This window comes from Microbacterium sp. (assembly GCF_036566905.1).
Classification (GTDB): Bacteria; Actinomycetota; Actinomycetes; order Actinomycetales; family Microbacteriaceae; genus Microbacterium.
The window spans coordinates 69,958-82,074 of the sequence record NZ_DATCVK010000210.1 but is presented as its reverse complement, the minus strand read 5'-3'; the positions used below and the strand labels follow the sequence as shown (position 1 = coordinate 82,074).

Here is a 12,117-nt window from a genome sequence, read left to right as displayed (position 1 = left end):
GGTAGGATGGTCGACGGCCCTCCGGGGCCTCCTGGAGGATTCGCCTAGTGGCCTATGGCGCACGCTTGGAAAGCGTGTTGGGTGCAAGCCCTCGGGGGTTCGAATCCCCCATCCTCCGCCAATGCGATCCCAGTGTCTCCAAGGGATCGCGACTCGTCCGAAACCTCGTGGCACAGTTTGTGGCACAGTTATCGTTCACTTTCCGCCTTCACGAGGCCCGTCCCAGGGCTCGCGTGGGACTGCGCTATCGACGGGCACAGCGTGTCGTCGACGGAACCTGTGCCGTCTGCGACCACCGCCCGCGGAGCGAGGTTGCATGACCACCGTTGCGCAAGCGTCCCTCGCGGGGCGACGCGAGAGCGCAACGGCGCCGATCACAAGCCAGAATTCTCTGGTCTCGTCGACCGGGACAAGCTCGGCGCGGTAGCGGACATCAGTGTCCGATCGTCCGACAGTGCTCTTGACGCCCTTCCGGGCCAGCCAATATCTTCAGACATCTGCTCAGCTGAGCCGACTGGGCGTCCTCGTCGCAGTTCCTTCACACGCAGAGGGGCGAAGTCCATGGGCTCGCTGATCGCGGGAACAACAACTATGGCCGGACGCACGCGTCCGCCAGCCGGACATCTGCGGACGCGATGCCGGGCGCGTTGTGAGCGATGGATCGTACGCTTCGACCGCGAATCAGGAGGCGTCCTCCCCTCCGGCCCAGAGACTGGTCTCGTCGCGACACCCCCGCATCCGACACCATCACGCAGGTCGTGACCGTGGCGTCTCGGCGGCTCACCACACCCGCCATCCTCGATCGCATGATCTGAACCGAAGGAGCTCGCCATGTCACAGGATTCGCAGGCAGCAACCCGGGGCCGTTTCGAGCGGTGGTTCGAAATCGAGGTCGTTCAACCGATGAACGACTTCCAGGACCGCAAGCAGGAATGGCGTCGCCTCGTCTCGGAGTTCGTCGGGACGTTCTTCCTCGTGCTGGTCGCCGCAGGGGCCGGCATGATGGGACAGGCGTTCCCCGACACAATCAACCGAGGTGCGGCTGTTGTCGCGCCCGGGCTGATGGTGCTGGCGATCATCCTCTTCATGGGCAAGGTCTCCGGCGCGCATCTGAATCCGGCCGTCACGCTGGCGTTCTCGTTGCGCGGGGACTTCCCGTGGAGCCGGGTGCCCGGCTACATCCTGGTGCAGCTGGCGGGCGCGGCCGTCGCGTCGTGGTTCCTCTCGGCCGTCATCGGAGTGTCGTCGTCGTACGGCTCCAACTACCCCGCCGACAGCTACTCGGACTGGTCCGCCCTCACGATGGAGGCGGTCCTGACGTTCGGACTCGTCAGCGTCATCCTCGGCACCGCGTCGGGCGCACAGAACATCGGCATTATCGGGGCCGTGGGAGTCGGCGCATACATCGCCCTCGCGGGCCTGTGGGGCAGCCCGATCTCGGGCGCGTCGATGAACCCCGCCCGCACGTTCGGGCCCGACCTCGCGTCTTTGGATTTCACCGGCTACTGGATCTACGTCGCCGGTCCCATCATCGGCGCCGTCATCGCAGTCGGTATGGCGTTCGTGCTGCGGGGCTACGGCGGTGGACGTGCCGGCTCGGGAGCCGCGCAGGGCGCCCTCCGCACCCGAATCGCCAACCCGGACAAGGCTTGACCTCGACATCCGATTTCCACCGTCATCCATTTGAAAGGTTTGGCATGGCCACTCCCGACCGCAGCAAGGCTCTCGATCACGTCGTGGTGGTGATGTTCGAGAACCGATCGTTCGACCATCTGCTCGGCCGGCTCTATGAGCCGGGTGAGGTCCCCTCGTTTGAGGGGGTTATCGGTAAGAAGCTGAGCAACCCGATCCCTGACTGGGCGGAGCACGGCGCCGAGCACGGCGCCGTCGAGTACGGCATCGCCGAAAACATGGATACGCCCGCGCCGGATCCGGGTGAGGAGTACCAGCATGTCAACACGCAACTGTTCAACACGATTGATCCGCCGAGCAACCGGGGCGTGCTCGCCGAGAAGATGATGGCGCCGTACAACCTGCCCGCCGATCACAGCACACCGACGATGGGCGGGTTCGTCACCGACTACATCAGCGCCTTCTGGGCCGAGAAGGGCGTGCAGCCGACCTACGAGCAGTACTCGCAGATCATGCGCGGCTACACGCCCGAGCAGTTGCCCGTGCTCTCCACCCTCGCGAAGGGCTTCGGCGTCTTCGATCACTGGTTCGCCGAGGTGCCGTCGCAGACCTTCACGAACCGCTCGTTTTTCAACGCCGCGACCGCTTCCGGTCTCGTCGTCAACAGCCCGTACAAGAACTTCCCCACGATCAACACCGGGGAGACGATCTTCGAGCGGCTCGAAGCGCACGGCCACACCTGGAAGGTGTACGTCGATCCGCCGGCCATTGCGCCGTTCACCGGACTCATTCACGGGGCACGTTTGCAACGTCACTTCGCCACCCACTTCGTCACCACGGATCAGTTCTACGAGGATGTCGCGAACGGCGAACTGCCCACCTACTCGTTCATCGAGCCCAACCTGGTGCACGGCCACAACGACATGCATCCGCCGATCGAGGCGCTCATGCCCGGACTTGCCCTGGACACTCCGTCGGCGCTGCTCGGAGGCGAAGCGTTCCTCGCGAAGCTCTACGATGCGATCCGCAGCGCCGATTCTGAAAAGGGCTCCAACTGGTGGAACACGCTCTTCATGGTGCTGTTCGACGAGCACGGCGGAACCTACGATCACGTCGTACCGCCGAAAGCGAGTCCGCCCGATCCGAACGCCGGTCCCGGCCAGTACGGGTTCACGTTCGATCGACTCGGTATCCGCCTGCCCGCGATCGTGATCTCGCCGTGGATCGACGAGAACACGGTGATCAACGACATCTATCACCACACCTCGGTGATCCGCACGCTCCGCGAGCGGTGGGACCTCGGCGACCCGCTCACGCAACGCGATGCCGATGCCCCCGACATCGCACCCCTGCTCAGCCGTGAGACCCCGCGCCTGCCGTCGGAGTGGCCTGATGTCACTGCCCAGCCGGTGCCCGAGTTCGACGAATCCCTGGTTCCGCTCGATAAGCCGCTGTCACCGCTCGCCAAGGCGATCGTCGGCGGCGGTGCTCACCTCGCCCAGCTGATCGATCCGTCGGCGCCGGTCGACGCGAACATCGATCAGCTCGACGGTGCAGAGGCTCTGGCCTCGCTCCGCAAGACGGTCGCCCACCTGTTCCCGAAGTTGCAGTAGCGGCAGAGACACCCACGCGGCGTCCCGGAAGGGGCGCCGCGTGCTGCGTCAGAGGCGAACAGCAGGATGCCGTACGCCGAAGAGCATCAGGTGGACCGCGCCACGGACGGCAATGGCCAGTCGTGACCGCCGTGCACGTAGCGCCGGGTGGCACCAACGTCAGCGATCCACCCACTGAGCGGACGGCACGCTCACTGGCTGGCTGGCTGGTCGATGTCGAAGATCGCTGATTCTGCGCGTGCAGGTGCACGCTCAGCGATCGGTCGCGAACGTGGAAACACTGTCGCAGCCGGCCCGTACCGACCATGTCGTCATGAATGAGATCAAGGTTGGCTGCGCCAGGGTGTCCACGCTTGAGCAGGATCTCTCTGCTCATATCTACGAGTTGCTCGACGGCCGCGAGTACTCGCAGACGGAGATCGCCGAACTGTTCGGCGTCTCACGCGCAACGATCTACCGAGAGATCCAGCGACGAGTCGCCGCCGCACACTGATGCCCCTTTCTTGTCCGGGCTCCCGCGTCCGGCACGGGAACTCCCTCGCACCCCGCCCGCATGCGGATCGACCCCGACGATGACGGTTAGGGTGGCGAGGTGATCCCGCCTGTTCCGCCGAGCCCCGCCCCTGCACCGCGGCCGGGCGCCATCTACTTCCTGGGACGGGTGCTCCTGCGGCCGTTGTTCTGGCTGATGTACCGCCCGCGCGTCGTCGGTCGAGGGAACGTGCCTGAGCGCGGGCCGGTGCTGCTGGCGAGCAACCACCTTGCGTCGCTCGACACGGTCATCATCCCGACGTCCGCGGCCCGCCCTGTGCAGTTCCTCATCAAGTCGTCGTACTTCACGGGCTCCGGGATGCTCGGCCGCCTCAAGCGCTGGTTCTTCAGCTCGATCGGCGGCGTCCCGGTGTACCGTGCGACCGGTCGCGGTGCACGCGCCTCGCTCGACGCGGGCAGCAGCATTCTGCGGGCCGGGAGCGTGTTCGCGGTGTTCCCAGAGGGAACTCGCTCACGCGACGGGAAGCTGCACGAGGGTCATGGTGGCGCGGCGTGGATGGCGCGCGATACGGGCGCCGCGGTCGTGCCCGTCGGCCTGGTCGGGACCGGCACTGCCAAGCCGCTGAGCCATCTGCTGCGGGGGAGGCCGCGCCTCGAGGTGCATTTCGGTGAGCCGCTCGGCCTCGCCGACCTTGAGGGCGTGCCGGACGGCAAGGCTCGTCGCGAGATCACCGAGCGCATGATGGCCGCCATCGCACGCCTGAGCGGACAGGAACGCTCCGGGAGCGTGAACGCGACTTCTCGCGACTGAGCCGCCCCGGTAAAAGCGCCCCGGACGCACCAATCCAAGCCGCACACACCCCGAAGCACGGGTGCCGCCCCTGTTGCGACCACTGCACGGATGGTGATCCTGGCTGAGCATGTGTGTGCGTACCGACGGTCAGTACCGAGTTCTGGCGGTGTAGCGCAGCGCAACTAGGATCCGTAGAACTCGCCCTCCTCTTTCGGTCGGTATACGTCGACGACGTCATCGTGGAGCACGAATCGGACGTATGGCGTCAACTCACCGGATGGCGCGGGTGGGATCAGGTTGGGCTCGATGTTGTAATCGGCGATGGTGTCGACAGAGGGTGCCGTGCACTCGAACACGGAGATGTGATTTTCCACGACGACGGCGATGCATCGTTTGTTCTCCAGCTTCGTCGTGCTCCATATGTGCAGCGGCCCGTACGAGCCGTAGGAGACGAAGTCGGCGACCGTCAAGTCGTACCTCACAGGGACGTCATCGTCGACAGGAATGGACCCACTCCCGGGTTGGCCCTGCGAAGTGAGGTGTGCGACCGGTTCGGGCCGGTTCGATCCATCAACGACGAAGAAGACGCCGATGCCGATGGCTGCGGCCAGCACCGCCACCGCGGCGAGGGCCCAGGGCAGCAAGCGGCGGCGGCGCCACCACGGTTCCGAGCGGGCTTTGTCGATCGGTTCGGAATCGACGATCGGCACCCCGGCGGGGTCTTGCTCGGCCACCGACCCTCCGTCAGGCTCATGCTCGGCGGACGCCGTGCCGACGGGGTGCGGGACCGATGTCGACGCACGGCGCGACCCTTCGAGAGGCTCAGCGACCGGGACGCGTTCCGAGACAGGGGCTAGGAGCACTGCGGCGGCATCGACGACGGGAGCCCGCTCCCGACGTTGGGCTGCCTCCAGTTCGGAAAGTCGAGCCTGAGCCGCCGCATCCCCGCCGATGTCCGCATTCGGTCCGTACGCGCGTCGCCGAAGGCGCTGCAACTCCTCCCCTTGCTCGGAGTCGGCCGGGCCTTGCGGCGCATCCATGCCCTGATTATCCGCCCAGTCCCAACACCGGGAAAGGGAGTACCCGGGACGGAGGATCACGTTGCCGAGACCGGGTTCACTTGCCGGTCAATGGTCGGGAACTCGAGGACGACGAAGGGACCGCGTCGAGCGCTCGCACCGATCGAGCTGGGTCCGTCGCCTGACACGAGAAGGAACTGACGACGCCCAGAATGGGCGTCCGGGGCGACGAACCATTGGCTGCGCCAGCCCGATCGAACTCCGATCGTCGCCCGTTGAGGAGTCGCTTGCGTGAACCGCCGTCCCTCCCATCGGGGCGAGCGACGGTGATGTCGCGATCGGCTTCAAGCGGCGAACGACCTACATGTGCGGTGGGCGTCCCTGCTCGTGCCGGTGCACCGCGAGCGGATCCTTCAGCGCGCGATGGGATACCGGTCCCCGCGTGTATTCGGTGAACTGATCACGATAAACCGGACTGGAGATTCGCTGCGGTTCGTGAATCGATGCGACTGGCCGGGCGCGACCGTCAGACCCTCACCAGTTGCCAGGGGGATCTCTTCGGCCTCCAGGCACATCACTGCCGCGCCTTCCAGCACATAGAAGAACTGCTGAGCGACACGGTGGATGTGCCACTCCTCGCCAGCTCCAGCTGGCACTTCCTCCTCGATCACTGACAGACCCAGGTCGTCGACAAGACGCCACCCATGGCTGACCTCACCCCACAGGTAGTGAGCGGCGTTAGATCTACTGATCGGCGTCGGCATCCTGCGAGCCTAGCCACCAGCACGCGCGCACTTCTTCGCCCCTCTTGTGGGAATGCACGCTTGGCCGGTAGCCCGAACGTCCGCAGGCCCGTCGCCGAACGCACAGTCATGGCGGTGAGCACCCGCAGTGCGCGACTCGATCACCAGGCCAGCGCGGCATCGACCTGATCGCAGGGTCATCCGTAGGTCGTGGTTGACTTCCGCTGTGGGTGTAACGCTTCGGCCATTGATCGCGGCCGACGCCGGCACGCTTGCGTCGTGGGCGACCGATCCGGTGTTCTGCGCGCATGCGGGTTGGCGGCTGAGAGAGTCTCCGGTCGACGCGATCGAGTGGTGGCGAGAAGCGATCGCTCGGCCGGATCCGAAACTTCACCGGTTACTCGTGCTCAGCGAGAACGACTCGGTCGGGTACGTCGATCTCTATGGCGACGACGAGAGACGGCGTGAGCTCGGGTACCTCATTGGTCCATCGGCGCGGTGGGGTCGCGGCCTAGGTACGGCCGCTGCACTCAGCGCCCTGGAGTTCGGGTTCACTGATCTCGGACTGGACACCATCTGGGCAGAAGCCGTCGAGGCGAACGTCTCTTCGGTGAGGATCTTGCGTCGTCTCGCGATGCGCCCTGTCGGCGTTGGCGCCAGCGCGACGTTCCTCGGCGCCCCTTCCCGCTATCTGACCTTCGAGATATCAGCACACGAGTGGCTCAGCCGGCAAGCTGCGTACGCCCGATAGTCGATCGGTTGGCGTGCGAAGCCGGCTAAAGCGCTGGGTTCTGGCCCTTCGACGCAGTGCCGCGACCAGCGGCGTGAGCGACAGGATGTGCTGTGCAGCCGCAATTGTCGTCGATCCGGTCGCTGGCATGCGAGGCGTCATTATGGCTCCCTAAGCCCATCTGAGCAAGGATGTTCGTCGGCGCGGATGCCTCGCTCTAGAAAGGACGCATGCAGGTGATCATGTACGCGGGTGGCGAGTTCCTGACAGGCGACGAGATCGCTGACGCGCTGCTTGAGTACAGCCGCGCCCTCGGCGAGGAGGACGGGGCGCAGCTCGTGCAGATCCCTGTCCGCGAGCCTGACGGCTCGCGGACGTCAGCGAGGTTCCTGATCGGACCGGCGAGCCAGATTGTGGCGAAGATGGTTTCCGACGGAGGCGAGGAGCTGGTCGACGAGGAGGTCGTTGCACGGCTGCGCAGGCTGACCCGCGGACTCAATTATCCCGAGGCGTCCGCCGTCGATGAGCAAGAGCACCAATGGGAAGCTATCCGCGACCACGACGACGTGGCGTAGCGTTCGCCCGCCTCCACGCGTCGTCGCGCTTCAGAAAATGAGAGTTTCGAATTCTCGGATTCTCGGCTTGGGAGGCGGAAGGGCTGGGAGTTGCTCGCTATTGGCGGGCCATTGCGATGCGCGCTCGCTCGTCCGGGTCGATCAGGTGGTCGTGGTCGTCGCCGCCGAGGTCGATCTGCACCCAGTTGATGCGGCCGCGGAAGCGGCTGGTCTGCGGTGTGTAGTCGTCGCTCACGGGTGTGCCCGACTCGTAGCCGATGTCGGTCGTCTCGTCGGCTGAGAACACCATGGGCTGGGTCACGTCGACGCGGCCGGCGCCGACCGGGGTGCCGTCGTAGTAGAGGGTGACGTCACCGCCTTTCGCGAGACCGCCGCCGTCGTATGCGAACTCCGCCCGCACCTGGTGGGTGCCAGGTGTGACGGCGCTGCCGGCCGAGATCGTGAAGCGGCGGATGCCGAGCGCGTTGTAGACGAACCGGGCTGCGCCGTCGAGAAGGTAGAGGCTCCAACCACCGAACCGGCCGCCCTGCGCGATGATCACACCCCGTCCGCCGTCTTCGGGGACGTCGACTTCGGCGGTGACTGAGAAGGATCGATTCTTGATGCTCACGACGCTGTTCTCCGAGAGCCGGCCCATGCCGGGGAAGAACAGCTGCGAGTCGCCGCGTATGAGCGTCGGTCGCCCCGCCATGCCGGGGTCGAGGCGCTCGGCGGTGCGGTCGTCGAGAGGCAGCACGTTGTACTTCACGGCCTCGATCAGCCAGAGTCGCTGCAGTTGATGCAGCTTCTCGGGATGTTCCTGCGCCAAGTCGCGTGCCTGGCTGTAGTCCGTCGCTCCGTCGTAGAGCTCCCAGACGTCGTCGTCGAAGGCCGGCAGTGCGCCGCCCACCATGACCCAGGGCGTCCGGTGCTTGGTGACGGCGCTCCATCCCTGGTGGTAGATGCCGCGGTTGCCGAACATCTCGAAGTACTGCAAGTCGTGCGCCTCGGGGGCGTCGGCGTCCTCGAACGCGTACAGCATGCTGCGGCCCTCCATGGGCGACTGCTGTACGCCGTTGACCTGTGTCGGCTCGGGTAGCCCGGCCGCCTCGAGGATCGTCGGGGCGATATCGATCACATGGGTGAACTGGGACCGGAGGCCCCCTCTGTCGTGGATTGCCCGCGGCCAGTGCACGATCGTGCCGTTGCGGGTGCCTCCCCAGTGCGAGGCGACCTGCTTGGTCCACTGGAACGGGGTGTCCATCGCCCACGCCCACCCGACGGCGTAGTGGTTGTAGGAGGTCGGCGAGCCGAACTCCGCCATCTTGGATCGCATGAACTCGGGCGTCTCGAGCGCGGCCATGCCGTTGAAATTCGCCATCTCATTGAAGGCGCCGTTGACCGTGCCCTCCGCGGAGGCGCCGTTGTCGCCGATGATGTAGTAGATGAGTGTGTCGTCGAGGATCCCGAGATCCTCGATCGCGTCGAGGACTCTGCCGACGTGGTGGTCGGTGTGCTCGAGGAATCCCGCGTACACCTCCATCTCCCTCTCGAGCACGGCCTTCAGATCGGCGGGCATGTCGTCCCACGCCGGGATCTCGTCGTGCCGCGGGGTCAGTTCGGCGTCGGTCGGTATGACGCCGAGTTCCTTCTGGCGTGCGAACGTCTTCTCGCGCTGAGCGTCCCATCCGTCGGCGAACTCACCCTTGTACCTGTCTGCCCATTCGGCTGGCACGTGGTGCGGTGCATGGGTGGCTCCCGGCGCGAAATAGACGAAGAAGGGCTTGTCGGGGGCGAGGGCCTTCTGGGTGCGGACCCAGCCGATCGCCCGGTCGGCGAGATCCTCGGTGAGGTGGTAGCCCTCCTCCGGTGTCGCGGGCGGTTCCACGGCCGTCGTGCCCTCGTACAGTGCGGGTTCCCACTGGTTGTTCTCGCCGCCGATGAAGCCGTAGAACGTCTCGAACCCGCCACCCCCCGACGGCCACGCGTCGAACGGGCCTATCGGCGAGGACTGCCAAACAGGCACCTCATGGCATTTCCCGAATTGGGCGGTCGAGTAGCCGTTGAGCTTCAACGTCATCGCGAGCGGCGCCTTCGTATTGGGCCGCAGCGAACTGTTCCCCGGGGCCGAGGTCGCGGTCTCGGTGATGCTGCCCATACCCACTGAGTGATGGTTGCGGCCGGTGAGCAGCGCCTGCCGCGTGGGAGCGCACAGTGCCGTGGTGTGGAAGCGGTTGAACTTGAGGCCGCCGGCTGCGAGTCGTTCCGCGACCGGCGTGCGGCACGGCCCACCGAATACGCTCGAGGCGCCGAATCCCACATCGTCCAGAAGGATGACCAGCACATTCGGCGCGCCCTCGGGTGGGAGAAGCGGCTCGATCGGCGGATACGAGGTGGCGGGATCCTTCGCATCGTAGGTGGTCAAGCCGGGGCGCGGCCGGTCGGGAATCGGGAGCATCGTGCGGGCATGGCGATCGACAGGCATTGTCTTCCTCCTCAGGTCCCCAAGGCGCACGCTATCGCACCCCTGCGCGCGCACATCACCCCATCTGCGTGAACTGATGCTGGCGTACGCTCGCCCGCCGGCGGAGCCGTCCCACCGATGCCGAACGACTACCCCGAGCAGGCGTCACCAGCGCTGCTCTGGCCAACGAGCAGTCCCGAACACGCGAGTGGCGCCGCTGTCGTTCGTCACCCGATGGCCGATCCACAAGCGTCAGCCAGCGGCCCTCCGCCGCAGGTGACCGATCTCAGTCTTCTTCGACTTCGTCATGGGCCGTGGCGTCGGCCCTCGGTCGACTGCGCCTGGCGAGCAGGAACTTGACGGCCTCGACGGTGACGAACGACGTGATCACCGCGATCAGGACCGGAGTCGTGTTCAGCGCCCCGATCTGCGTCGTGAAGGCCGCGAAGAGCACCATTGCGAACGGCGCTGAAACGAACCCGCCGACGACCGCTGCCAGCATGCAGGTGAAGGTGAGGCCGAGCGGCAGGCTCGGCACCGCGAGGTGCAGCGCGACGCCGGCAGTGCCGCCGATGAAGAGGGCGGGGAAGATCGGGCCGCCGATGAAGCCGCTGCCGAGGCTGACTCCCATCGTGATCATCTTCGCGATCACCAGGACGGCGACGAGACCGAGGCCGAGCGTCGATCCCTCCTTCAGGACGACGCCGAGCTGATCGGTGCCGGTCATCATCGTGAGGGGCAGGATCACGCCGATGACGCCGAAGAGCACGCCGCCGATGATCGACTTGACCATGTCGGGAAGCGGCAGTTTGTCGAACAGCTTGCCCGAGGCGGTGACGGTCACGCCGAGCAGAGTGCTCACGACCGCCGCGAGAAGTCCGATCCCCACGCCTGCCAGGAGGTACCAGTTCTCGTAGGAGAACGACGGAACCGCGTAGAGGTCGAGGAAGACCGTTCCCGCGACGGCGAAGTAGATGCCGAAGCTGATGCTCGCCGACAGGATCGAGGTGACGAGCACCCGCGTGAGCCTCGCCCCGCCAGGACGGGCGACCTCGACGATCATCATCACCACGATGATCGGGCTCGAGAAGAGCCCCCCGTAGGCTCCCGCCATTCCGCTCAGCGTCGTGGCGCCGCGCCCTTCGTCATCGAGCCGACGTCTGGCTGCCATCCACTGGCCGAGGCCACCGCCCACCGACCCCAACGCCTTCTCGGGACCGAGACTCGCCCCGCCGATGAGCGAGGCTGTCGATACGAGCAGGATGCCGGGCACCAGTCGCGGGTTGACGTACTGGTCCTGCAGGTCGGCGATCAGTCCCGGCGTCTTGAACGGAAGACGGGTGGCCCAGCGCAGGAGGCCGATGATGAGACCTGCGGCGGCCGTCAGCGCGATCCACCACCAGTGGCCTCCCATCCAGCCCGGGGTCGAGTAGGCGTACCAGCCCTGCCCGACGCGGAGCAGCCACATGAAGAACAGGCCGAACAGCCCGCCGAAGATGCCCAGAAGCGCAGCTGCGCCGAGCAGAAGCCAGAAGTCTCCGGTCTCGGCGACGGGGACATCGCCGGCGGCCGACGGCGCCGCCTGCCCGGCAGGCGTTTGCGCCGCGGGCTTGCCCGCCGCCGGCTGATGCTCGTTCACCATGCGCAAACCTCCTGCATGCCGGGCGTCGCGTCCCTCTGGCGGCGCTTCGGTCATGGGGCGGCATCCGCCCGCTCTGGCGACCGGTGCGAGGAAGCAGGTCGCGTCAGCACCAGGATGCCAGTACGCGTTCACCCGTGTCCACGACGCGACGACGCCATCCTGAACGCCAAGGCAACGATGCGGGAGGGCGGGACCCGAGGCGTATACCTCGCGCGATGCTCGTAACAAGGTCATTACTTCCGGGGAATAGACCGAGACGGCGTCGATGTGGAAGGGTGATATCAGCCTTCTGCCGACACTGCCCGGTCTCCCCAGGGCCACATGGGCCGTGCGTTTCGTTCCCAAGCGGGCGCACACCGTCGCGGTTGGTCCGGTCCCCCTCGGGCTTCGGAGCTGGCCAGCACGGGCTCGAGGGGGGCCGCCTCTGAAGCGCCC

General features: G+C 66.2%; 10 protein-coding genes and 1 tRNA gene. 7 read left to right on the top strand and 4 right to left on the bottom strand.

All coding sequences use genetic code 11. The features are described from left to right. Positions 1-33 precede the first annotated feature (33 nt). The 5 genes from VIP82_RS18160 to VIP82_RS18140 all read left to right on the top strand — a co-directional run bounded on the left by VIP82_RS18160 (position 34) and on the right by VIP82_RS18140 (position 4,548). Positions 34-121, top strand: a tRNA-Ser gene (locus VIP82_RS18160). A 710-nt stretch (positions 122-831) separates the two neighbouring features. After that, positions 832-1,653 carry an MIP/aquaporin family protein gene (locus tag VIP82_RS18155; RefSeq protein ID WP_331911179.1) on the top strand — a complete coding sequence of 274 codons (822 nt, stop codon included), beginning with the start codon at positions 832-834 and terminating at the stop codon, positions 1,651-1,653. Positions 1,654-1,697: 44 nt separating this feature from the next. Continuing rightward, positions 1,698-3,245 (top strand): alkaline phosphatase family protein, encoded by a 1,548-nt coding sequence (locus tag VIP82_RS18150; protein ID WP_331911177.1) that lies wholly within the window; start codon positions 1,698-1,700, stop codon positions 3,243-3,245. A gap of 313 nt (positions 3,246-3,558) precedes the next feature. Then, positions 3,559-3,738, top strand: coding sequence for an HTH domain-containing protein (locus tag VIP82_RS18145; protein WP_331911175.1), 180 nt, complete (start codon positions 3,559-3,561; stop codon positions 3,736-3,738). A 99-nt stretch (positions 3,739-3,837) separates the two neighbouring features. Then, the gene (locus VIP82_RS18140; RefSeq protein ID WP_331911173.1) at positions 3,838-4,548 is read left to right on the top strand and encodes a lysophospholipid acyltransferase family protein; all 711 of its coding nucleotides are present in this window, start codon (positions 3,838-3,840) and stop codon (positions 4,546-4,548) included. A gap of 164 nt (positions 4,549-4,712) precedes the next feature. Here the strand turns inward: VIP82_RS18140 and VIP82_RS18135 are convergent, their stop codons facing one another. Both VIP82_RS18135 and VIP82_RS18130 read right to left on the bottom strand, forming a co-directional pair. After that, positions 4,713-5,570, bottom strand: a complete 858-nt coding sequence (locus VIP82_RS18135) for a hypothetical protein (protein ID WP_331911171.1) — start codon at positions 5,568-5,570, stop codon at positions 4,713-4,715. Between the two features lie 392 nt (positions 5,571-5,962). After that, a complete protein-coding gene (locus tag VIP82_RS18130) occupies positions 5,963-6,313 on the bottom strand; it encodes a cupin domain-containing protein (RefSeq protein WP_331911170.1) in 351 nt (116 codons plus the stop codon). A 205-nt stretch (positions 6,314-6,518) separates the two neighbouring features. On the opposite strand from VIP82_RS18130, the gene VIP82_RS18125 reads away from it, so the two are divergent. Both VIP82_RS18125 and VIP82_RS18120 read left to right on the top strand, forming a co-directional pair. Then, positions 6,519-7,043 (top strand): GNAT family N-acetyltransferase, encoded by a 525-nt coding sequence (locus VIP82_RS18125; RefSeq protein WP_331911169.1) that lies wholly within the window; start codon positions 6,519-6,521, stop codon positions 7,041-7,043. 209 nt (positions 7,044-7,252) lie between these two features. Continuing rightward, the gene (locus tag VIP82_RS18120; RefSeq protein WP_331911168.1) at positions 7,253-7,597 is read left to right on the top strand and encodes a hypothetical protein; all 345 of its coding nucleotides are present in this window, start codon (positions 7,253-7,255) and stop codon (positions 7,595-7,597) included. Between the two features lie 97 nt (positions 7,598-7,694). On the opposite strand, the gene VIP82_RS18115 is transcribed toward VIP82_RS18120, so the two are convergent. Together VIP82_RS18115 and VIP82_RS18110 are read right to left on the bottom strand one after the other, a co-directional pair. Next, the gene (locus tag VIP82_RS18115; protein ID WP_331911166.1) at positions 7,695-10,061 is read right to left on the bottom strand and encodes a sulfatase-like hydrolase/transferase; all 2,367 of its coding nucleotides are present in this window, start codon (positions 10,059-10,061) and stop codon (positions 7,695-7,697) included. 265 nt (positions 10,062-10,326) lie between these two features. Next, complete coding sequence (locus VIP82_RS18110) at positions 10,327-11,682, bottom strand: chloride channel protein (RefSeq protein WP_331911164.1); 1,356 nt, start codon at positions 11,680-11,682, stop codon at positions 10,327-10,329. Between the last annotated feature and the right edge of the window lie 435 nt (positions 11,683-12,117).

Bases quoted from the DNA above. Each gene is read 5' to 3' on its own strand.
- VIP82_RS18155 (WP_331911179.1), top strand. From the start codon at position 832: ATGTCACAGGATTCGCAGGCAGCAACCCGGGGCCGTTTCGAGCGGTGG.
- VIP82_RS18150 (WP_331911177.1), top strand. From the start codon at position 1,698: ATGGCCACTCCCGACCGCAGCAAGGCTCTCGATCACGTCGTGGTGGTG.
- VIP82_RS18145 (WP_331911175.1), top strand. From the start codon at position 3,559: ATGAATGAGATCAAGGTTGGCTGCGCCAGGGTGTCCACGCTTGAGCAG.
- VIP82_RS18135 (WP_331911171.1), bottom strand. From the start codon at position 5,570: ATGGATGCGCCGCAAGGCCCGGCCGACTCCGAGCAAGGGGAGGAGTTG.
- VIP82_RS18130 (WP_331911170.1), bottom strand. From the start codon at position 6,313: ATGCCGACGCCGATCAGTAGATCTAACGCCGCTCACTACCTGTGGGGT.
- VIP82_RS18120 (WP_331911168.1), top strand. From the start codon at position 7,253: ATGCAGGTGATCATGTACGCGGGTGGCGAGTTCCTGACAGGCGACGAG.
- VIP82_RS18115 (WP_331911166.1), bottom strand. From the start codon at position 10,061: ATGCCTGTCGATCGCCATGCCCGCACGATGCTCCCGATTCCCGACCGG.
- VIP82_RS18110 (WP_331911164.1), bottom strand. From the start codon at position 11,682: ATGGTGAACGAGCATCAGCCGGCGGCGGGCAAGCCCGCGGCGCAAACG.